General features: G+C 66.2%; 21 protein-coding genes. 7 read left to right on the plus strand and 14 right to left on the minus strand.

Going from position 1 to position 19,412, the window contains the following annotated elements; translation table 11 throughout:
- Nucleotides 1–8: 8 nt before the first annotated feature.
- Nucleotides 9–692: a DUF4136 domain-containing protein gene (locus tag ATE59_RS09970; protein ID WP_231737246.1), complete on the plus strand. Its 684-nt coding sequence runs from the start codon at nt 9–11 to the stop codon at nt 690–692.
- Between the two features lie 63 nt (nt 693–755).
- On the opposite strand, the gene ATE59_RS09975 is transcribed toward ATE59_RS09970, so the two are convergent.
- Genes ATE59_RS09975 through crtY form a run of 6 tightly spaced genes read right to left on the minus strand, consistent with a single transcriptional unit; the run spans nt 756 to nt 6,021 of the window.
- Entirely contained in the window at nt 756–1,277 is a 522-nt protein-coding gene (locus ATE59_RS09975; RefSeq protein WP_058812384.1) for an AAA family ATPase, read from the minus strand.
- Nucleotides 1,274–1,846 carry a nicotinamide riboside transporter PnuC gene (pnuC, locus tag ATE59_RS09980; RefSeq protein ID WP_058812292.1) on the minus strand — a complete coding sequence of 191 codons (573 nt, stop codon included), beginning with the start codon at nt 1,844–1,846 and terminating at the stop codon, nt 1,274–1,276. The genes ATE59_RS09975 and pnuC overlap by 4 nt, the downstream gene beginning before the upstream one ends.
- Complete coding sequence (locus ATE59_RS09985; RefSeq protein WP_058812293.1) at nt 1,843–2,814, minus strand: phytoene/squalene synthase family protein; 972 nt, start codon at nt 2,812–2,814, stop codon at nt 1,843–1,845. Before ATE59_RS09985 ends, pnuC begins: the two co-directional genes overlap by 4 nt.
- The gene (locus ATE59_RS09990; RefSeq protein WP_003041684.1) at nt 2,814–3,395 is read right to left on the minus strand and encodes a TIGR00730 family Rossman fold protein; all 582 of its coding nucleotides are present in this window, start codon (nt 3,393–3,395) and stop codon (nt 2,814–2,816) included. The genes ATE59_RS09985 and ATE59_RS09990 overlap by 1 nt, the downstream gene beginning before the upstream one ends.
- A complete protein-coding gene (locus ATE59_RS09995; RefSeq protein WP_058812294.1) occupies nt 3,395–4,867 on the minus strand; it encodes a phytoene desaturase in 1,473 nt (490 codons plus the stop codon). The genes ATE59_RS09990 and ATE59_RS09995 overlap by 1 nt, the downstream gene beginning before the upstream one ends.
- Nucleotides 4,864–6,021 carry a lycopene beta-cyclase CrtY gene (gene crtY, locus ATE59_RS10000; protein WP_058812295.1) on the minus strand — a complete coding sequence of 386 codons (1,158 nt, stop codon included), beginning with the start codon at nt 6,019–6,021 and terminating at the stop codon, nt 4,864–4,866. The genes ATE59_RS09995 and crtY overlap by 4 nt, the downstream gene beginning before the upstream one ends.
- Before the next feature lie 45 nt (nt 6,022–6,066).
- On the opposite strand from crtY, the gene ATE59_RS10005 reads away from it, so the two are divergent.
- The 3 genes from ATE59_RS10005 to ATE59_RS10015 are packed head-to-tail and all read left to right on the plus strand — an operon-like array spanning nt 6,067 to nt 7,743.
- Entirely contained in the window at nt 6,067–6,600 is a 534-nt protein-coding gene (locus tag ATE59_RS10005; protein WP_058812296.1) for a GNAT family N-acetyltransferase, read from the plus strand.
- A complete protein-coding gene (locus ATE59_RS10010; RefSeq protein ID WP_058812297.1) occupies nt 6,597–7,388 on the plus strand; it encodes a sterol desaturase family protein in 792 nt (263 codons plus the stop codon). The genes ATE59_RS10005 and ATE59_RS10010 overlap by 4 nt, the downstream gene beginning before the upstream one ends.
- Nucleotides 7,369–7,743 (plus strand): DUF2141 domain-containing protein, encoded by a 375-nt coding sequence (locus tag ATE59_RS10015; protein ID WP_058812385.1) that lies wholly within the window; start codon nt 7,369–7,371, stop codon nt 7,741–7,743. The genes ATE59_RS10010 and ATE59_RS10015 overlap by 20 nt, the downstream gene beginning before the upstream one ends.
- 295 nt (nt 7,744–8,038) lie before the next feature.
- Here ATE59_RS10015 and ATE59_RS10020 read toward each other — a convergent pair whose 3' ends face one another.
- The 6 genes from ATE59_RS10020 to ATE59_RS10045 form a co-directional block, all read right to left on the minus strand.
- On the minus strand, nt 8,039–8,452 hold the full coding sequence (locus ATE59_RS10020; RefSeq protein WP_003041703.1) for a hypothetical protein: 414 nt from the start codon (nt 8,450–8,452) through the stop codon (nt 8,039–8,041).
- Between the two features lie 138 nt (nt 8,453–8,590).
- Nucleotides 8,591–9,499, minus strand: a complete 909-nt coding sequence (locus ATE59_RS18220; protein WP_058812298.1) for a hypothetical protein — start codon at nt 9,497–9,499, stop codon at nt 8,591–8,593.
- Nucleotides 9,500–9,508: 9 nt separating this feature from the next.
- The gene (locus tag ATE59_RS10030) at nt 9,509–12,139 is read right to left on the minus strand and encodes a fimbria/pilus outer membrane usher protein (RefSeq protein ID WP_231737249.1); all 2,631 of its coding nucleotides are present in this window, start codon (nt 12,137–12,139) and stop codon (nt 9,509–9,511) included.
- A gap of 29 nt (nt 12,140–12,168) precedes the next feature.
- Nucleotides 12,169–12,972 (minus strand): fimbrial biogenesis chaperone, encoded by an 804-nt coding sequence (locus tag ATE59_RS10035; RefSeq protein ID WP_058812300.1) that lies wholly within the window; start codon nt 12,970–12,972, stop codon nt 12,169–12,171.
- 99 nt (nt 12,973–13,071) lie between these two features.
- Nucleotides 13,072–13,842, minus strand: a complete 771-nt coding sequence (locus ATE59_RS10040; protein WP_058812301.1) for a hypothetical protein — start codon at nt 13,840–13,842, stop codon at nt 13,072–13,074.
- Between the two features lie 145 nt (nt 13,843–13,987).
- Nucleotides 13,988–14,515 carry a hypothetical protein gene (locus ATE59_RS10045; protein WP_058812302.1) on the minus strand — a complete coding sequence of 176 codons (528 nt, stop codon included), beginning with the start codon at nt 14,513–14,515 and terminating at the stop codon, nt 13,988–13,990.
- A gap of 640 nt (nt 14,516–15,155) precedes the next feature.
- Here ATE59_RS10045 and ATE59_RS10050 point away from each other — a divergent pair.
- A complete protein-coding gene (locus ATE59_RS10050) occupies nt 15,156–15,860 on the plus strand; it encodes a helix-turn-helix domain-containing protein (protein ID WP_197409157.1) in 705 nt (234 codons plus the stop codon).
- Nucleotides 15,861–15,876: 16 nt separating this feature from the next.
- On the opposite strand, the gene ATE59_RS10055 is transcribed toward ATE59_RS10050, so the two are convergent.
- Both ATE59_RS10055 and ATE59_RS10060 read right to left on the minus strand, forming a co-directional pair.
- Nucleotides 15,877–16,059 (minus strand): hypothetical protein, encoded by a 183-nt coding sequence (locus tag ATE59_RS10055; RefSeq protein WP_003041716.1) that lies wholly within the window; start codon nt 16,057–16,059, stop codon nt 15,877–15,879.
- 79 nt (nt 16,060–16,138) lie between these two features.
- Nucleotides 16,139–16,753, minus strand: coding sequence for a TetR/AcrR family transcriptional regulator (locus ATE59_RS10060; protein ID WP_058812304.1), 615 nt, complete (start codon nt 16,751–16,753; stop codon nt 16,139–16,141).
- A gap of 89 nt (nt 16,754–16,842) precedes the next feature.
- On the opposite strand from ATE59_RS10060, the gene ATE59_RS10065 reads away from it, so the two are divergent.
- Both ATE59_RS10065 and ATE59_RS10070 read left to right on the plus strand, forming a co-directional pair.
- Nucleotides 16,843–18,273: an efflux transporter outer membrane subunit gene (locus ATE59_RS10065; protein WP_058812305.1), complete on the plus strand. Its 1,431-nt coding sequence runs from the start codon at nt 16,843–16,845 to the stop codon at nt 18,271–18,273.
- Nucleotides 18,270–19,412, plus strand: coding sequence for an HlyD family secretion protein (locus ATE59_RS10070; protein WP_058812306.1), 1,143 nt, complete (start codon nt 18,270–18,272; stop codon nt 19,410–19,412). The genes ATE59_RS10065 and ATE59_RS10070 overlap by 4 nt, the downstream gene beginning before the upstream one ends.

Consider the following 19,412-nt stretch of genomic DNA (forward strand, 5'->3'; position numbering starts at 1 on the left):
GCAAGACAATGTTTCGGCGTCTCGGACTCGCCGCCATGACCGGCGCGGCGCTGGTGATGGCGGGCTGTGCTGCCACGCCTTTCCGCGCCGATGTCGCGCGTTTTCAGACCCAGCTTCCCGCGCCGCAGGGACAGAGCTTCGCGATCGAGGCGAATGACCCGGCGCAGCAGGGCGGGATCGAGTTCGGCCAATATGCGACGCTCGTCGCCGGCGAGCTGACGCGCTATGGCTATCGTCCCGTCGCCCCCGGCGAAAAGGCCGACATGGTCGTGCACATGGATTATGGCATCGACAAGGGACGCGAACGCGTCGTCTCCTCACCCGGCTTCGGCAATCCCTGGTACGGCGGCTATTACGGTCGCGGCTTCTATTCGCCGCCCGTGATCGTCCGCGGTCCCGGCGGGCGCCGCTATATCTACGGCTGGCGCGACCCCTTCATGTGGGGCGGCTTCGGCCCGAGCTGGGGCTATAATGACGTCGAAAGCTTCACCGTCTACACCAGCGACCTCAACCTGCAGATCAGCCGCGCCGCCGACGGCTATCGGCTGTTCGAAGGCCATGCGCAGGCGCAGTCGCGCGACAACGACCTGACGCAGATCGTTCCCAATCTGGTCGAAGCGATGTTCACCAACTTCCCCGGCAATTCGGGCGAACGGGTGCGCATCACCGTGGCGCCGCCCGAAAAGAAGTAAGCGCCAAAGGCGTTTCTGCAAAAGCCCGCCTTCGCACCGAAGGCGGGCTTTTTCACGCGCGTGCTATCGATCGAGCCCCGCCGCCGCGATCGCGGCGAGCGCACTTTCGAGGCGGGCGTCGCCATCGCCTTCGACCCAGGCCCAAGGCAGACGGCGGCGGTCGAGTTCGGCGATCGCAACGTCCATGAACTGCCGCCGCGCAAGGTCGCTGCCGAACAGCCGCGTGCCGTCCTCGCGCCACGGCAGGTCGAGCGCGGGGACGAGGTAGAAGTCGGCGACATCACTCCAGGTGTCGATTTCGGGCAAACGCCGACCGAGCAGCATGATCGCCCACGCCTGCGTCATCAGCGGATCGGTGTCCGAGATCACCCACGCCGGGGCTTGCGCGAGGGCAAGCTTCGTCGCGGCGATATGGCCGTGGAAGATGGCGAGCAGGTCGCCGGCGTCGAGATCGGTGCCGTTCGCCTCGCAATAGGCGCGGCCATATTCGGGGATGACCACGCCGCCGAGACGCGCGGCAAGGCGCGGCGCCAGCTTCGACTTGCCGGTCGATTCGGCACCGTGGAGGCAGATATGGCGCGTCATGCCGGCATCGCCGCGGGCGCGGCGGCGGCGCGGCGCCACTGGATCAACCCGTCGATCGACAGTCCCAGCAGGACGATATAGACCGCGCTGGTCGCATAAAGACCGCGCCACGCGAACAGCGGCACCGCGATCAGATCGACCAGAATCCACAGCCACCAGCTTTCGACGCGGCGCCGCGCGAGCAGCCATTGCGCCGCGATGCTGAGCATCGCGATGCCGCCGTCGATCCACGGCGCCGCGGCGTCGGTGTAGCGGTGCATCGCCGAGCTCCACACGACCCAGGCCGCCGCAACGGCGGCGCCCCACCGCCAGCGATCGCGGCGGGGCATCCACCCCACGGGCACGCCGCTGTCGTCGCGGGCGCGGACCCAGCTGAGCCAGCCGTAAAGATTGAGGATGAAGAAAAATCCCTGGAGCAGCATGTCGCTGTACAGCTTCGCTTCGTAGAAGACGAAGGCGTAAAGGGTCACGGCAGCGAGCGCGAAGGGATAGTTCCACACCTTGCGCATCGCGACGAGCGCGACGTTGATCAGGACCAGCGCGGCGGCCAGCCATTCGAGCTGGCTCATTGCGCCGCCTCCGCGGCGCCGGCGATCCGGGGGCGGGTCCACAGCCCGTCGCGGGCGATCCGCCGCAGCGGCGGGCGGCGCAGCACCGACCAGCCGGCGCGCGCCACCCAGCCGAATTTCGCGGCGCGCGTCGTCGCGGTGCGATGGTCCCACGCATGATCGCCGCGCCGCCGCACCGCGCGCGCGATGTCACCATAGATGCCCGCCGCCGCAAGCACCGCCCAGCGGCTGCGCGGCGGCAGCTTGCGCGCGCCCCAGCGCGCCGACGCTTCATATTCCCCGGCCATTTCGGCGAGCCATTTCGCCATCACCGCAAGGCGCGGGCGAAAGGCGGGATGCATATGCTGGCCCGGCGGAATATCCAGTTCGACCAGCCAGTCGACCGGCAGATAGCAGCGGTCGGCGGCCGCATCTTCGGCAATGTCGCGCGCGATATTGGCGAGCTGGAACGCTATGCCGAGGTCGGACGCGCGGTCGAGCGTCGTTTCGTCCGCCGGATCGACCCCCATGACGAGCGCCATCGCGACGCCCACCGCGCCCGCGACATGATAGCAATAGCGCAACAGATCGGCCTCGCTGCGCGGGCGCCAGTCGGCGGCGTCGAGTTCGAAGCCCGCGACGATATCGTCGATCACCGCGCGCGGGATCGCGACCTCGATCAGCAGCAGGCCGAGCGCGTCGAAGGCAGGGTCGCCGGTCGGATCGCTGACAAAAGCGCGATCGGTCAGGTCGCGAATGCGCGCCACCGCCGCCACCGCGTCGTGCCCAGCGCGCATAGTGCCGCCATGATCCTGCCCGTCGGTCAAATCGTCGGCGGCGCGGCACCACGCATAGAGCAGCAGCACCCGTTCGCGTGTCCGCCGGTCGAACAGCCGGCTGGCGAGCGCAAAGCTTTTCGACCCGCGCGCGATGCTGTCGTGCGCAAAGCGGTGCAGGGCCGCCGCATCATAGCCCCCCGCCGCGGTCATTACAGATCGTCGGCCTTCATCGCGAAGATCGGCTCGTGCGGCTGGTAAGCGGCCATCTTGTCGAGCAGTTCGTCGATTCCCGCATCGACGATCATGATCCCGGCGTGCGCGGGGCGGATGAAGCCGACGTCGATCATCCGGCGATTGAAGGCGATCAGATCGTTATAAAAGCCCGCGGCGTTGAGCAGCCCGACGGGTTTGGCATGATAGCCGAGTTGCGCCCAGCTGATCGCTTCCCACAATTCGTCCATCGTCCCGACGCCGCCGGGGATGGTCAGAAAGCCGTCCGACAGGTCGGTGAACATCTTCTTGCGTTCGTGCATTCCCGAAACGACGTGCAGTTCGGTGCAGCCGCGATGCGCGACCTCGGTCCCGACGAGCGCATCGGGGATCACCCCAATCACCTCGCCGCCCGCTTCCAGCGCGCTGTCGGCGACCGCCCCCATCAGCCCGAGCCGGCCGCCGCCATAGACGACCCCGATACCGCGGCTCGCCAGCGTCCGGCCGACGTGGCGCGCGGTTTCCATATAGATCGGATCTTCGGGGGTTGCGGACCCGCAATAGACGGCAATGCGTTTCATCATTCTTCCAACATCAATTGGGCGGTCGCCTTCGCGCTGCCGACGACACCCGGAATACCGGCGCCCGGATGCGTCCCGGCGCCGACGAAGTAAAGGTTCGAAATCATATCGTCGCGATTATGGGCGCGAAACCACGCGCTCTGCCATAGCACGGGTTCGAGGCTGAAGGCGCTGCCAAGATGCGCCGACAGATCGCGGCCAAAATCGGCGGGCGTATAGTGAAAACGCGTGACGAGATTGGCGCGGAGGCCCGGCGCGACGCGGCGCTCGACCTCGTCCAGGATCGCGTCGGCGAAACGCGCGCCGAAATCGCCGTCCCAGTCGGCCTTCGCCTTGCCGAGATGCGCGACGGGGGCAAGCGCGTAGAAAGTCGAATGGCCGGGGGGCGCCATGCCGGGATCGGTGATGCTGGGATGATGGAGGTAGAGCGAGAAATCGTCGGGCACCCTCCCGCCATAGATGTCATCGAGCAGCCCCTTGTAGCGCGGGCCGAAGAGGATGCTGTGGTGCGCGACGCCCGGATAGTCGCCCTTCGCCCCGAAATGGACGACGAAGAGCGATGGCGACCAGCGCTTGCGCGCCAGGCTTTTGGCGACCTTCGCCCCGCGCGAATGGTCGAGAAGATCCCTGTAGCTGTGCATCAGGTCGCCATTGCACGCGACCATGTCGGCCGCGCCCTGCCAGCCGCTGGCGGTCACCACCCCGGTCGCGCGATCGCCCTGCGTCTCGATCCGCGCCACCGGATCGCCCAGCCGGAGCACCCCGCCCAGCCGCTCGAACAATCGCACCATCGCCGCGACCAGCGCGTTGGTGCCGCCGCGCGCGAACCACACGCCGCCGTCCTTTTCGATCGTGTGGATCAGCGCATAGATGCTGCTGGTCGTCATCGGATTGCCGCCGACGAGCAGCGTGTGGAACGACAACGCCTGCCGCAGCCGTTCGTCCTTCACATAAGAGGAGACGATCGAATAGACGCTGCGCCATGCCTGATATTTCGCGAGCGCGGGCGCCGCGCGCAGCATCGCGGCGAAATCGAGGAAAGCGACCGAGCCGAGTTTCACATAGCCTTCTTCGTAAACGCCGCGCGAATAATCGAGGAAGCGTTCGTACCCCGCGATGTCGGCGGGATCGAGCTTCGCGATTTCGGCGCGCAGCGCCGCCTCGTCGTTCGAATAGTCGAAGTTGGTGCCGTCGGGCCAGTTCAGCCGGTAAAAGGGGGTGACGGGCACAAGGTCGACGTCGGCCGCCATGTCCTGACCGCTGAGCGCCCAAAGTTCATTGAGGCACGGCGGGTCGGTGATCACGGTCGGCCCGGCGTCGAAAGTGAAGCCCTCGCGCCGCCAATGATAGGCGCGCCCGCCGGGCTTGTCGCGCGCTTCGACGACCGTGGTCGCGATCCCCGCCGACTGGAGCCGGATCGCGAGCGCAAGCCCGCCGAATCCGGCGCCGATAACGATGGCCCTTCGCGTCATAGCCAGTCGAAACTCCCGATTGCCCTGATCGCCCGTCCGATAGGCACCGGCGGGCGCCCCGACAAGAGCCGCAGCCGGTCGGCACCGCTCGACGCGCCGGCGTAGAAACGCGCGATCAGCGCGGGCGACAGGCGATAGAAGCGCTGGAAGATGCGATAGCGCTCGGCCGGTTCCGCCGCGCGGAACAGCATCGCGCCGAGCATGCGGTAAAAGCGCTGGCGCCGCCAAGCCGTCGCCGCATCGGTGCGCAGCCGGGGGCCGAGATCGGCGCGATCGACGAGCGCGGGCAGCGCCGCCGCGGCGCGCACCGCGTCGGGCAGCGAATAGCCGGTCGTCGCGTGAAAGCGCCCCGCGCGCACGCCGATACGCGCCACGGCGTCGTCCCGCGGCCAGATCGCGTCGAAATCGCCCGCCATGACGACGGGCAGCCATCCGGTTTCCTCGCGCGCGACTGCACTGACCGTCCACCCGCGCGCCGCCGCATAATCGGCGATCCGGCCGCGGACCGCGCCGACGTCGAGGTCGGCATCGTCTCCATAATAAGTGTCCTCGACAAAGACGGTCTCGGCATCGAAGGGCAGGCAATAGACGAAGCGATAGCCGCCGATCTGATCGACCGTCGCATCCATCACCACGGGCTGGGTGAGGCCGTGTCCGCCCGCGACGCGCAGCGCCTGCCCGACGAATTTCTGCCAGCCGCAATCGACCCCCGCGAGGTCGCCGACCCCGCGCGCGTCGATGACGTGGCGCGCGGCGAGCCGGTCGCCGCCCTCCAGCAGCACCGATTGCGGCGCGAGCCGCGTCGCCGCCTTCGCGATCAGCCGTTCGGGCGGCAACCGCGCGGCGACCGCCTCCGCCAGCGTTTCGCTGTCGATGCTGTTGTAAGGCATGGCAATCGCGCGGCGATAGGCGGGAAAGGCAACGTCATAGCCGCTCCAGCGATGCGCGATCAGCGGCTCGATCAGCCAGCGGTCGCGCGCCGCGACGTCGCCGTCGAAAAAGGACCAGAGATGATTGCCGCCGACCGGCCCCGGCTCGATCAGCCGCACGTCGAGATCGGGGCGCCGCCGCGCCAGCGCGAGCGTTGCCAGCCCGCCGGCGAGCCCGCCGCCGACGATGGCGATGTCGCAAGAGTCGGAATCGGCGCCGTTCATCCAGCAGCCCTAGCGAGGCTGGCGGCGAGCGGCTATCGCTTTCGCATGGCAGCGCCCGATCCCGTCATCCGCTCCGCGACCCCCGACGATGCCAGGGCCATTGCCGCAATCTATGCGCACCATGTCGCGCACGGAACCGCCAGCTACGACACCGAACCGCGCAGCACGCTCGCCACCGCGGCGCTGATTTCGGAGCATCGCGGAAAGGGCTGGCCCTTTCTGGTCGCCGAGGCGGCCGGCGGCGGGATCGCGGGCTATGCCTATGCCAGCCAGTTCCGCCCGCGCGCCGCCTATGCCTGGGCGTGCGAGGACAGCATTTATGTGGCCCCGACGCAGCAAGGACGCGGGGTCGGCCGGGCCTTGCTCGCCGCGCTGCTCGACGCCGCTGAAGCATCGGGCTTCCGCACGATGGTTGCGGTGATCGGCGGCGCCGAGCCTGCGTCGGTCGCGCTCCATGCGGCGGCGGGTTTCGTCCATGCCGGGCGCCTCGCCGGCATGGGGTGGAAGCATGGGCGCTGGCTCGACACCGTCTATATGCAGCGCCCGCTCGGCGACGGCACCGCGAGCGCGCCCGCATGAGCGCCGCGCTCGCCATCGCGCTGTCGGCGCTGGCGATGACCTTCATCGTCGGTGGACGTTACCTGCTGAGCAGCGGAGGATTTGCGCTCGCAACGCGGCTCAGGCATCCCGGCCTCTATCGCGGGCTCGAAGCGCAGATGCGGCGCGAAATCGGCTGGAGCTTGGCGAGTGCGGCGATTTACGGAATTCCGGCGGGCGTCGTCGCCTGGGGCTGGCAGGCGCACGGCTGGACGCGCATCTACACCGACGTCCACGCCTTTCCGCTCTGGTATCTGCCGGTCAGTCTCTTCGTCTATCTGCTACTTCACGACACATGGTTCTATTGGACGCATCGCTGGATGCACCAGCCGCGACTGTTCCGTATCGCGCATGCCGTGCATCACCAGAGCCGGCCGCCGACCGCATGGGCGGCGATGAGCTTTCACCCGTGGGAAGCGATCACCGGCGCGATCGTCATTCCGGCGCTGGTCTTCATCGTTCCCATCCATGTCGCGGTGCTCGGCCTCGTGCTCGCGATCATGACGCTGATGGGGGTCGGCAATCATATGGGGTGGGAGATGTTCCCGCGCGCACTCGTTCATGGACCGGTAGGGCGCTGGCTGATAACGGCGACGCACCATGAGCAGCATCACGCCGCCTATCGGGGGAATTATGGTCTTTACTTCCGCTTCTGGGACAAGGCGTGCGGCACCGATATCGGGCTGGGCAGCTTTGGCGGGACTGCTGCCGCTGCCGGTCGCGGCGACCGCGCCGCCGCCTCACGCCCCGATGCCCGGCCCGACGGTTGAAGTCAGCATTACCGGCCTGCGCAACGTCAAGGGACAGATTCTTGTCTGCCTGACCGCCAACCCAAAGGCCTTTCCCGATTGCAGCAAGGACAAGGCGTCGGTGCAAATGGCGGTAAAGGCGGCCGACGCCGGCGATTTCAAAATCCGCGGAGTCGCCGCCGGAACCTATGCCATCGCAGTGGTCCATGACGAGAATGGCAACAACAAGATGGACATGGCGCTGTTCCTGCCAAAGGAAGGCTTCGGCTTTTCGCGCGACCCGGCGATCCGCATGGGGCCCCCGAAGTTCAAATCGGCGAGCTTTGCCGTCACCGGCGACATGCGCCAGTCGATCAAGATGAAATATATGCTGTAAAAAGCGGAGGCCGCGGCAGTTTCGGGGTAGAAAGCGGGCGTTGCTGCCAACCGCTTTGGGTTCCCCGGCGATAGCCGGGCGCCAAGAGTATCGAACGCCGCCGCTGGTGCTGGGAAGCTCTGGACCCCGGCCTTCGCCGGGCGACACATCAATGCCGGACGACAGACGAATATCCGTCGCTGGCGCGGATCGTCACACCCATTGGGTGGGCAAGGGAATATGATGTGGCCCGACGACAAAAAGAAAAAGGGGCCGGTTTGCACCGACCCCTCCGAATTTCCCGTCGCGCCGGTAATCAGCTCGGGATGATCTGGAGGTCCAGATGGTCCGAATCGAAGCCGTTCTCGCCCGGAACCGCGGCGATCGGCCGTTCGCGGATGCGGGGGCCGGTTGCGCGGCTGAGCACGGCCTGGCCCGAACCGTTGAGCAGAATTTCATCGCTGCCGGCGATGATGCGCGTCCCGACGAGCGTGCCCGGCGCGTAGCTGACGACCAGCTCATAGCCCGTGGGCGCGTTGCAATATTCGCGGAACGAGCCGAGCGATACCGCGTCGCCCTCGATCGCGCCGAAGCCGGTCAGCTGATGATTGACGGTGCAGTTGACCGCGACCGTCGCAAACAGGTTGAAGCCGTACGAGGCGGCCAGCGCCGTCGTCGGTACTGCCACGAGCGCGGCGCCCGCGAGAGCAATCGAAAGTTTCCGTTTCATTCGCCACCCTTTCCGCCCGAATTGGCCGAAGTGTTGGATGGTGATTAGCCGCGCACATCTAATATTCAGTTAAGTGCCCACGCGAAAAAGCGCCGGAACCCGGCGCTTTCTGCCCATGAAGGTCGGAAATTTAAGCGCTTAGCGCGCGGTGACGGAGATCGAGATCACGTCGCTGTAGGTGCCGGCACGGCGATCGCTGACGTCGCCGATGATGAACTGGATCGGCAGCGAGTCGCGGCGATAGCCATTGCCGGTCGGTCCAGACAGGCGGCTGGTGCCGGCCAGATTCACCGCGGTTCCGCCGACGGCAATCGAATAAGGCACCGTCCAGTCGCTGGCGCCGAGGCGCAGCTTGCCCGAATTGGCCGAGGTCACTTGCAGATCATATTGACCGGTGCTGCTGACGCGCAGCTGCAGCGGCACGGGCGCGACGCCGGTGCGCAGTTCGCCCAGGTCGACGACGGCGTGCCCGTCGCTCATCGAATAGGCGCCCGACAGGCCCATGCGCGCCGACGGCAGCACCTCGAGGCCGAGAACGACCTGCGTCCCGCCGAGCGAGCGGAAGCTGCGGTCCTGCGCCTCGATGCTGACGTCCTGGGTGAAGGTGCCCGAATCGCGGACGTCTTCGGGATTGGCGACGAGCTTGTAGAGCAGCGTCTTCGATTCATTGGGCGCCAGCACCAGCTCGCGCTGCGACGGCGTGCGCAGCGAGCGGCCGGCGCGCGGTGTCACATCCTGCGAATCGGTGAGGTTGACGAGCGCATAGCCGATGCGCTTGCCCGTCCCCTTCGACAGACCGAACGGCGGCTGCGTCAGGTCGAACAGCGGCGCAAAGCGGCATTCGGACCCGCCGTCATTGATATAGGTGACGCTGAACGTCCCTTCGGGCAGCGAGCCGCCATAGGGATCGTAGCCGGAGATCATCCAGCTCGTCGGCGCGGCGTTCATCCGCACCATGCAGTCGGTCGGGCGTGCCGAATTGGCCGACTGGGCAAAGGCGGGAGCGGCCATCAGCGTGGCGGCGAGCAAAAGCGATGCGCGAAGCATGGAAGCCTCCTATTTGAACGAGCCCGACTTCACGATGCCGAGATCGACGAGACCGGTCGTATCGGCCGGAACGGTAAATTCGAATGCCCTGTCGACCGTGCCGTTGGGGCCATAGGTTTCGACAAGATAGCGGCGGCCGGGCAGCAGGTTCGACACCGCGAAGCGCCCCACCGAATTGGTGAAGAAGGGCGTCGGCTGCGGATTGTCGCCTTCCTTGACGTCGAGCAGCGTGACGCGCCCGCCGATCAGCGACACCGGCTTTTCGGGGGTGAGCATCAGCGTGCCGATCGCGCTCGCAAAGGCGTCGGTGCCGACGCGCACGGCATAGCCGCTCTTGTACGGCGGGTGGACGCGGAACACGCCGGGGCCGGTGTCATATCCCGGCGGCGGATCCTGCACGTCATATTGCACCGACTGGGTGGTGTAGGAGCCGAGGAAATTATGCACCGCCGCGCCGAGCGCGCCGCTGCGCGCGATATAGTCGTTCTGCGCGAGCGACTGGCCCACGACCACGTCGCGCTTGCCGAGATTCTCGTGCGCCTTGAGCAGCATGAAGCTGTCGTTGATGCGGCGACCCAGCCCGACCATGCCGCCGGTATAGGCGATTGTCGTGCCCACGCGCAGCGTCGTCGCGTTGATGTCCGCGATGCTTGAAAGGCTGGGGCCGAAGGTCGCATGGCTGAGCGTCGCGTCGAAGCGATTTGCCGAGTAGCTAACGTAGCCGACCGCCTGCGCGCTTTGATCCTGCCGTGTCAGGACGCCACCGAAGCCGACGCTGTTGAGCTGGTTAAGGCCGCTCTGATTATAGGATAGCTCGGCCAGATTGTTGCGGCTTTCGTAACGCGCCTCGGCGCGGCGGCGATAGTCGGGCTGGAAGACCAGGCCGACAAGGACGCTAAACCCCGTAGAGTCCGAAAATGCAGCAGGAAATTTTGAATATTCCACGCCCGCGCGGAACGTCCATTCGCGGTCAAACCGGTAATAGCCGGTGGTGCCGACACGGTAGCTGTCACCAAGATTTCCGCGGCCCTTGATGTATGACGCGGTCGAGGTTGTCAGGAATTTCTGACTGAATTGATGCGTATATTGGGCCGACGCCGTGAAGGAGGTTGTGTTGATCCCCAGAATATTGCTCAGCGTCGAAAAATGCGGCGACGTGTAATCGGCGCGGATCGTCAGGCTGTCCGACAGGCCATTGCGATCGAAATAATGCTCGTAGCTGACCCCGCCGGCAAAGCCCGTGCCAGCCTCTTTGGAATGGCTGCCGGCCGCATCGAGCAATATCCTGCCGCCATTGCCCAGAACAAACTGCGTTTGGCCGGAGAGCGTTTGAACGTCCTTGCTGGCTTGCAGTCCGACGCCGATCGCCGGTGCGTTGAGAAAGGCCTTGCGGAAGAAGCCCGTGAAGGCGACCGGCCCCTTATAGTCCGGCGCATAACCGAAACGTTGGCTCGTGGGCCCGATATAGGCACCATATTCATAATCGCCCGGATCGAGGTCGATCGGGTCGAGATATTGCTGATACGACAGATTCTGCACTGCGCCGCTGTTGTCGGTGACCTGAATCTGGATGTCATTGCTGCCTGCGACGAGCGGCAGCGAACTGAAGTCATAGCGGCCGGGCTGCAAGCGCAATTCGCGATAGAGCGAGCCGTTGCGCAGGAAGCGCACGGTCGATTCTCGCTGCAGAACCAGTTGGCGATCGGCTTGCAGGATGGCTGCACGAAAGGTGTTGAATCGCCGCTGCTGGCGCAGCACACCAATGCCGCCCATCTGGACATAGGCTTGCTGGCCGCGGATCTCGACGTCAAGGTCACCGAGATACCAGCGGCGATAATCTTCGGGCTGATCGTAAACCAACCGCGCATAGTTGCGCTGGAACTTATAACTGTCACCGCTCAGCGTGAATTGCTGGCCGAACTGCGCATCGCCTTCGAATACGATCGGACCCACCCGGATCGCGCCGTCGAAATTGATCGTCGGCGGATCGGCGTGGTTGCTGCCTTCCCATATATAGGTCTGGATCACGCTGAGGTTCAAATAGGCCGAAAAATTCTCGGGCTGCAGCGTGACGTCATCCATATCGTCTTTGGGCGGCGCGAACAGATCGACCGTCGAGCGCTGATCGGCGGACACCTGGACGACGACGACCGCAAGCGTACTGGGATCGTAAGTCAAGCCAACGCCGGTCTCGGCAAGGTCGTCGGGGCCGAATTGCGTTTTGCCGTCCAGATGCGCCGCCAGCTTGGCATGCGCCTCATCGTTGAGGATCGGTTTCAGCAACTTGAGGAAGGTGGCCGTCTCGAGCAGGAAACGGTCGTCGGCGGTCAGCCGCATCGGAATGTCGCCGAGGCTGCGGCTGAGGAAGGTCAGCGGCACCGTCATGTCGATGTCGCGGTCGTAGGGATTGATATCGGGCCGTCCGTAAGGCCCCATCGGTACCTGCGGCAGGCCGAGGTCGGGCTCGGTCGGCGTGGGGGCAGGCGTCGGCGTTGGTGTGCCGGGCAGCGGGATGCTGGTCGGCGGCGTGCTGGGCGCCGGTGTGGGAGCCGGGGCAGGCGTAGGTTGGGCTGTCCCCGCCCGCTGGGGCAGGGGAATCGAAACCTGCGCGGCGGCGGTGCTGGCCCAAAGGGCCGGCAAAGCGACCGAGCAAAGGGCCGCCCGCATCCTCATTTTGCGAAGGTCAGCTTGATCGGGCCGGGGCCGAAGCCCGGGACCGGCAGGTTGAAGGTGCGCTCACCCTGCGCCGGGACATAGCCGGTGCCGACGACGCGCGACAATTCTTCGGGCGACACATCGACGCGCAGGAACTTGCCATCCCGGTCGGTGCCTTCGAGGTGCCAGCCGAAATTAGCCATCATCGCGTGGCGGCGACCGTCGTTGCGCAGTGTGACCGCAACGCCGTCCTGCAACGGCGGCTTTTCGGTCGCGCCCGGCAGCGCCGGCGGCTGATATTCGGCCTGACGAACATCGGTCGGCTTGACGTCGGGCTTGGCGCCCGGCGGCGCGACAACAACGAGCGCGCGCATATTATAGAGAACCTGAACCTGTGCCGACGCCGAATCCTCGGTACCGGGCTCGAAGGCCACGGGAAGCTGTTCGACGGAGACATAATAAGCCTGCGACGTCGGAATTTCGGGGTCGCCCACCCATTGCAGGCGGATCACCTGGCGTCCGCCGGGCGGCAGCGCGCCTTGCGGCGGAAAAATCAGGAACTTGTCGTCGGCCGGTGTTTCGGTGATCTTGCCGTCCTTGTCGATTTCCATGCGATAGACGCGCGTCTGGAAAGCGAGCTTGCCGGGGTTGATATTCTGAACCTCGATACGTGCGACCGCGCTGGTGCCGCGCGTTTCCATTTCGACGACCATCGGCGAAACGCGCATCGCATAAGCCGCGGGGACAAGAATGAACAGCGCGGCAACCACCGCCAGCAGCGCCTTCGACTGGCGCTTCAGCACGGACAAGATAGCCATGATTCCCCTTCCCCCCTGAATTTCACAGAATAATTGCATTCATTCATAAAGAAAGGGGAAAGATTGCTCTTCCCCCTTTCCCTGATTTTACGCCGAGGCTTAGAGAGCCTTGAGCGTCAGCGTGGTCGTGCCGGTGTAGTTGCCAGCGACGAGGCCCTTGCTGGTGACAGCCGGAGCGTTGAAGTCGATCGTCATCGCCGAGCGCCATGCACCCTGCTGCAGCGTGCCGTCGAGCGAGTTCGCACCAACGGTCAGGCTCTGCGGAGTGCCAGCGGTGACAGCGTTGAACGCAACACCCGTCCAAGCCGCCGAAACGGTGTACGGAATGTTGTTCTGGAACTGGTTCGTGTCATAACCGCTCGCGGTCTGGTTCACGAGGCCAGCGGCATCGTTCTTGGCGATCTTGACTTCGTTGTTGAAGTTGCAGCCAGCGGTCAGCGTTTCGATGTTGGCGAACGCCGGGCCGACCATTTCGAAAGCGTTGTTGACGTTTTCGTTGTTGCCGGTGCGGACGCCGATCACGCCGAAGTCGATGTTCGTCGCATTCGAGTTGTTGCCAGCATAGAACGAGCAGTCCTTGTTCACCGTGCCCGACAGGTTGAACGCAACGTTCACGGTCGGGGTCGCGGTTTCGCTGTCGCTCGGCGCATCGGCAACCGCAGTGTAGCGCGTGCCGACCTGGAGAGCGACGCCCAGTTCACCAGCAACCAGCCCGACATTGCCGAAGAAAGGAATCGGCTGCGGGTTGGTGATCGTGTACGGAATCGGAGCCGTACCCGCATAGTGACGCTGGTTGGTCTGCGCAGCGGCCGGCGAAGCGATGCCGACAAGAGCGATGGCGGCAACGGCGCCGGTAAGAATCTTCTTCATAACCTTCTTCCCTCATTTTTGAACCGCGCCCCCGTCGCGGGGAGGCGGCTGTTCATATGCACCGGCTGGTCGGAGAACCCAGGGGGTCGGTGCCACCCCCAGGGCCTGATCCGTCCGCGAAGTCGCCCCTCGCGAAGGAATCTCGTCAGATCGGAGACACGGTGATCGTGATCGTCTCCGAATAATCGCCTGCCAGCAGCATCCCGGCCTCGCCCGTGGGCTGACCCAGTTCGACCGCCAGCGTCATGCCGTCGGTGGCGATGCCGCCGTTGCTGGAAATCACGCCGCCGGCCTGAAGCTGGGCGCTGTTGAAGCTTTTGCTGATCGTTTGCGACGACGGGAAACGCACCGGCATCTGCACCGCCAGATTATAGGGCAGCTTGCCGCCATAGGGGCCCTGGCCGTTCGGCATGCTGGTGTGCGTCAGCGCGCCGTTGGCGCCCTTGATCGTCATCGTGAAGGGGACGTTGCAATCGAAGGCGACGCGCGTCTGGATGCCCAGCCCGCGGCGTTCGAGGTTGCCGAAATTCATGTCGGGGATGCTGCCCATGCCGCAATGTTCGCGAATCGACCCGCTGACCGCGATGTCGATCGACCGGGCGTTTTCGATTTCGCCCGCGACGGCGGGCGAAGCGAATGCAAACGCAGCAAGCGCGATAAGCAGCGGACGCATGGCTCTCCCCTCAAAAAAACCTAGAACGGTTTCCGACCGGCTCATTGGCGGTCTCGGGCAACTGGATGCCCGGGGAAGTCGCGACCCGACTCACCCCCCCTTTCCGTTAAGACGAATTTAATACGACGGTTCAGTTAGATGTGAACCCCCAAAATGGCAGTTTGGCAAGATTAGACACCGGCGATGCCATTAGAAGCATTGAAAATTACCGGAGTTACGGGGGTTTCGACGGTTAATCCGAAAATCGGCCTCGCGGGCCGCTTTTGCGGCCGTCCTGATATGGAACAGTGGCGGTTAACTTCTTAACGCAAAAGCGACCGATATTTGGCGCCGGATCGGCGCTTTTCTGCGCCGTGGCGGGGCGGACGCGCGGTGAGTCGCGGCAACAAAGCGCGGCTTTCGGGCGTTTCTGTCGGTCGCCATCCCGGTTTGCGGGGTGCAAGAACAGAAAGTCGCCATGTCCAGCCTGCCCCGGCGCGCATCCGCGCCCCGAAATCCCGCGGGACCATCCGCCGGCCTCTTCGCTCGCGTCCTCGGCTCGCCGCTGTTGGCGCACGTACCGGACGAAGCGCGCGTGCGCATTAACCCCTCGCTTACCCTGCGCTGCGACAAGCAGCCGCCTATGGTCATTCACGGAACGATGGTTGAGCCCCCCGCGGGCGAAGGGCAGCAGCGGGCGGATCGCCTGCGGCTCAATCTTGCTGTGGCGGGCGCGGTGGCGCCCGGCCAAGGCACCGAGGTCATCGTCCACAATCTGTCGGTCAGCGGCGTGTTGATCGAAACCGCCGCCGATCTGATGATGGGGCAGGATATCGCAATCGCCTTGCCCGAGGCGGGCGATGTCGTCGCCTCGGTCGTATGGCAGAGCGAGCGGCTTTATGGCTGTCGCTTCCGCCAGCCGTTGCCGCGCGCGGCGCTCAGCGCGGCGCGGCTGCGCAACCCGCTCCCCTCCGATTTCGATCCCGCCGACCGGGCCGAGGCCGACACCGATGCCGATGCGGAGGAGACGCTTGGCGCGCGGCTGCGGCGGCTGCGGCAGGCGCGCGGGCTGAGCCTCGCGGGGCTCGCCCAGGCGGCGGGTCTCAGCAAACCGAGCATCTGGGCGTGGGAAAATGGTACCACCGCGCCGCGCCGCACCAGCCTGCTCGCGCTGGCGCGTGCACTCGATGTTCCCGAACAGCAGCTGAGCGGCGTCGCCGCGATGGTCGGCCTGCGCGCCTCGGCGCGCGCCGAGGCGGATGCCGAAAGCGACATGCTGAAAGTCGAGATTGCAGCGGCGCGCCGTCGCATCGCGCTCGCCGCGGGTGTCGATGCCGCCAGCGTGCGGATCATGATCGAATTGTAACGCCGCCGCGGGCGGTTCAGGCGGACGCTTCGGGCGCTCCGCCCTCTTCCTCGCGGCGCAACCGGCGCGCCAGCCGCTCATTGCGGATCGCCGCCTCGCGCAGCCGCCGCGCCAGAAACGGGTCGTCGCTCGCGTCGGCCTTCAGCCGCGCGACCCGGGCGAGTTGCTCGTAATAAATGGCGTCGCGAATCGGTTCCACGCCGCCTCGTTAGCATGATCGCCGCCCGCGCCAGCAGCGACGGGCCCCGAAACTGTCGCCTTTTGGGACAGCGGCGCGGCTAGCCTGCCGTGTCGGGGCGCCAGCCGCGATAGAAGGTTTCGACCGCGGCCTCGACGTCGGCCTGCAGCCGCTCGACATCGTCGGGGTCGGTCATGCCGAGGATCGCAAACTGATAGAGGCCCGACTGGCAGAGGCCCGCAAAATGCTGGACGGCGCGCATCGGATCGCCAGAGCGCAGCTCGCCCCGCGCCATCTTGGCCGCCACCCACTCGGCGGCGCGCGCCTTGCCACGGCGCGGCCCGCGGTCATAGAATGTCTTCGACAGGTGCGGAAAACGCTCGGCCTCGCCCACGACCAGGCGAAACAGCGACAGCAGGGGCGTCGCGGTCAATTTGGTCATCAGCACATTGCCGAACCGGCGCAGCACGTCGGGCACCGGCTCGTCGAGCGGCAGGTCGATGGCCAGCGCGTCGCCATAGCGTTCGACAATATCGTCCACCACCGCTTCGAACAGATCCTCCTTCGACGGAAAATAGGTCCAGAGCGTTGTTTTCGAGCCGCCGACCTTGCTGGCGATCGAAGACATGGTGGTGCCGGCATAGCCATTGGCAAAGAAGAGTTCGCGCGCGGCGTCGACGAACGCCTTGCGGCGCGCGGTCGCGGCATCATCCATCACAACCGTACTATCTGGTATCATTTCCGTTGACAAGCCATCCACCAAAGTCCAATGGCGCATGATACCAGCTAGTATCGTTGGAAGCCATGCCCCGATCATTTTTCCTCTCAACCGCAGTTTTCTGCCTGTTGGCGGGTTGTGCCAGCGTTCCCGATCTCGGGCAGAAGCCCGCGCCGGTCGCCGCCGCGGCGCTCGATTCGCAGACGACTCTGGCCGATCAGGCGGGCGCCTGGCCGGTCGAGGGGTGGTGGCGGGGCTTCGGTGACCCGCAACTCGATGCGCTGATCGACGAAGGGCTGGCGGGATCGCCCGACATTGCGGTGGCCGCAGCGCGCGTGCGCGCCGCGGAGGCGCTGGCGCAGCAGGCGGGGGCCGCGCTGCTCCCGCGTGTCGGCATCCAGGGCAGCGCCGGCGGCGTCCAGCAAAGCAAGAATATGGGAATCCCGCCGGCTTTCGTTCCCGACGGCATTCAGGATACCGGCAGCATCGCCGCAACCTTCGGCTTCGATCTCGACTTGTGGGGAAAGAACCGCGCAGCGCTGGCGGCGGCCACGTCCGAAGCCGAAGCGGCGCGCGTCGATGCTGCGCAGGCGCGGCTGATGCTGACGACCGGGATTGCCACCGCTTACGCCGATCTGGCGGGCTATTATGCCGATCTCGACGTTGCGCAGGACGCGATCCGTATCCGCGGCGCGAGCGCCGATCTGTCGGCGAAGCGCACCGCCGCCGGGCTCGACAATCAGGCGACGCAGCGGCAGGCCGAAAGCCGTGCCGCCTCGGCGCGCGGCGATGTCGCCGCGATCGAGGAGGCGATCGCGCTCACCCGCAACCGCCTTGCCGCCCTGCTCGGCGCCGGTCCCGATCGCGGCCGGACCATCGCGCGTCCGGCGCTTGCGGCGCCGTCGCTCGCGCTGCCGCCGCAGGCGGGGATCGACCTGGTCGGCCGGCGACCCGACATTGTCGCGGCCCGGCTGCGGGCCGAAGCGGCGGCGAAGCGCATCGACGTTGCACGTGCCGCCTTTTATCCGAACATCAACCTGTCGGCGCTCGTCGGGCTCCAGTCGCTCGGGCTGTCGAACTTGTTCAAGACCGGGTCCGAATATGGCAATGGCGGCGCGGCGATCAGCCTGCCGATCTTCGAGGGCGGGCGGCTGCAGGGCCAGTATCGCGGGGCGCGGGCCGATTATGACGGCGCCGTCGCCAATTACGACCGCGCGCTCGTCGCCGCGCTGCGCGATGTCGCCGACATCGTCGCCAGCCGTGACGCCATAGCGCGCCAGCTTGCCGACCGGCGCGACGCGCTGAAGGCCGCGGCCGACGCCGCCAACCTTGCCGGGCTGCGCTACCGTGCCGGCCTTTCCAACCAGCTTGCGCAGCTCACCGCTGAGGATAGCCAGGTCGCGCTCGCGCGCGCGGTCGCCGACCTCGAAGCGCGCCGGCTTTCGCTCGACATTGCCCTGATCCGTGCCCTGGGCGGCGGATTTGCGGCCGCATCGCCAACAGGAGACAAGCAATGACCGATACTCCCGCGGTCGACAGCGAAACCCCCGCCGCCGCCGAGGGGCGCCCGGCGACGCGCCGCAAGGCGCTGCGCATCCTTGCGCTCGTCGTGGTGACGATCGCGGCGCTGTGGGGCATCTGGTATTTCCTGACGCAGGCCGGGCGCGTGTCGACCGACAATGCCTATGTCGGCGCCGATTCGGCCGCGGTTACCGCGCTCGTCTCCGGCCCCGTCAAAGAGGTGCGCGTCAGCGGCACCCAGGCGGTGAAAAAGGGCGATGTTCTCGTCATCCTCGACGATGCCGATCAGCGCATCGCGCTTGCCGATGCCGAAGCTGCGCTGCGACAGGCACGCCAGCGCTATGGCCAAGCGAGCGCCAATGCCGACGCGGCGCGGGCGCGCGTTTCGGCGCGCGGCGCCGATATTGCGCAGGCCCGCGCGCGGCTTCGCGACGCCGATGCGGCGGTGGCGAAAGCGCGCGCCGAACTGGCCCGCCGTGAAGGCCTCGCCGGGACGGGCGCTGTGTCGGGCGAAGAATTGACCGCGGCGCGCACCGCCTTTGCATCGGCCAGCGCGGCGCGCGATCTTGCCGCGGCGGCGATCGCTTCGGCCGAAGCGACGCGCGGTTCGGCGAGCGGCGATCTCGGTGCCGCCGAAGCGGTGGTGCGCGGCACGACGATCGAGACCGCCCCCGATGTTGCCGCGGCGCAGGCGCGGTTAGAGAAGGCGCAACTCGATCTTGAGCGCACGATCATCCGCGCCCCCGTCGCCGGTATCGTCACCAATCGTCAGGTCCAGGTCGGCCAGCGGATCGCGGCCGGCGCACCGATCATGGTGATCGTTCCGATCGCCACCGCCTATGTCGACGCCAATTACAAGGAAAGCCAGTTCCGCAAGATCCGCATCGGCCAGCCGGTCGAGCTCACCTCCGACTATTATGGCGGCGATGTCGTCTATCACGGCAAGGTGATCGGGATCGCGGGTGGGACGGGCGCCGCCTTTTCGCTGATCCCCGCCCAGAATGCGACGGGCAATTGGGTGAAGGTGGTGCAGCGCCTGCCGGTGCGCATCGCGCTCGATCCCAAGGAATTGCAGGCGCATCCGCTTCGCGTCGGCCTGTCGATGGAAGCGACGATCGACACGCGCGGAAAGTGA

This window comes from Sphingopyxis sp. A083 (genome assembly GCF_001468495.1).
GTDB classification, from domain to species: Bacteria; Pseudomonadota; Alphaproteobacteria; order Sphingomonadales; family Sphingomonadaceae; genus Sphingopyxis; species Sphingopyxis terrae.

Coding starts and splice junctions, on each gene's coding strand:
- ATE59_RS09970 (WP_231737246.1), top strand. CDS start 9: ATGTTTCGGCGTCTCGGACTCGCCGCCATGACCGGCGCGGCGCTGGTG.
- ATE59_RS09975 (WP_058812384.1), bottom strand. CDS start 1,277: ATGACGCGCCATATCTGCCTCCACGGTGCCGAATCGACCGGCAAGTCG.
- pnuC (WP_058812292.1), bottom strand. CDS start 1,846: ATGAGCCAGCTCGAATGGCTGGCCGCCGCGCTGGTCCTGATCAACGTC.
- ATE59_RS09985 (WP_058812293.1), bottom strand. CDS start 2,814: ATGACCGCGGCGGGGGGCTATGATGCGGCGGCCCTGCACCGCTTTGCG.
- ATE59_RS09990 (WP_003041684.1), bottom strand. CDS start 3,395: ATGAAACGCATTGCCGTCTATTGCGGGTCCGCAACCCCCGAAGATCCG.
- ATE59_RS09995 (WP_058812294.1), bottom strand. CDS start 4,867: ATGACGCGAAGGGCCATCGTTATCGGCGCCGGATTCGGCGGGCTTGCG.
- crtY (WP_058812295.1), bottom strand. CDS start 6,021: ATGAACGGCGCCGATTCCGACTCTTGCGACATCGCCATCGTCGGCGGC.
- ATE59_RS10005 (WP_058812296.1), top strand. CDS start 6,067: ATGGCAGCGCCCGATCCCGTCATCCGCTCCGCGACCCCCGACGATGCC.
- ATE59_RS10010 (WP_058812297.1), top strand. CDS start 6,597: ATGAGCGCCGCGCTCGCCATCGCGCTGTCGGCGCTGGCGATGACCTTC.
- ATE59_RS10015 (WP_058812385.1), top strand. CDS start 7,369: ATGCCCGGCCCGACGGTTGAAGTCAGCATTACCGGCCTGCGCAACGTC.
- ATE59_RS10020 (WP_003041703.1), bottom strand. CDS start 8,452: ATGAAACGGAAACTTTCGATTGCTCTCGCGGGCGCCGCGCTCGTGGCA.
- ATE59_RS18220 (WP_058812298.1), bottom strand. CDS start 9,499: ATGCTTCGCGCATCGCTTTTGCTCGCCGCCACGCTGATGGCCGCTCCC.
- ATE59_RS10035 (WP_058812300.1), bottom strand. CDS start 12,972: ATGGCTATCTTGTCCGTGCTGAAGCGCCAGTCGAAGGCGCTGCTGGCG.
- ATE59_RS10040 (WP_058812301.1), bottom strand. CDS start 13,842: ATGAAGAAGATTCTTACCGGCGCCGTTGCCGCCATCGCTCTTGTCGGC.
- ATE59_RS10045 (WP_058812302.1), bottom strand. CDS start 14,515: ATGCGTCCGCTGCTTATCGCGCTTGCTGCGTTTGCATTCGCTTCGCCC.
- ATE59_RS10050 (WP_197409157.1), top strand. CDS start 15,156: ATGGTTGAGCCCCCCGCGGGCGAAGGGCAGCAGCGGGCGGATCGCCTG.
- ATE59_RS10060 (WP_058812304.1), bottom strand. CDS start 16,753: ATGGATGATGCCGCGACCGCGCGCCGCAAGGCGTTCGTCGACGCCGCG.
- ATE59_RS10065 (WP_058812305.1), top strand. CDS start 16,843: ATGCCCCGATCATTTTTCCTCTCAACCGCAGTTTTCTGCCTGTTGGCG.
- ATE59_RS10070 (WP_058812306.1), top strand. CDS start 18,270: ATGACCGATACTCCCGCGGTCGACAGCGAAACCCCCGCCGCCGCCGAG.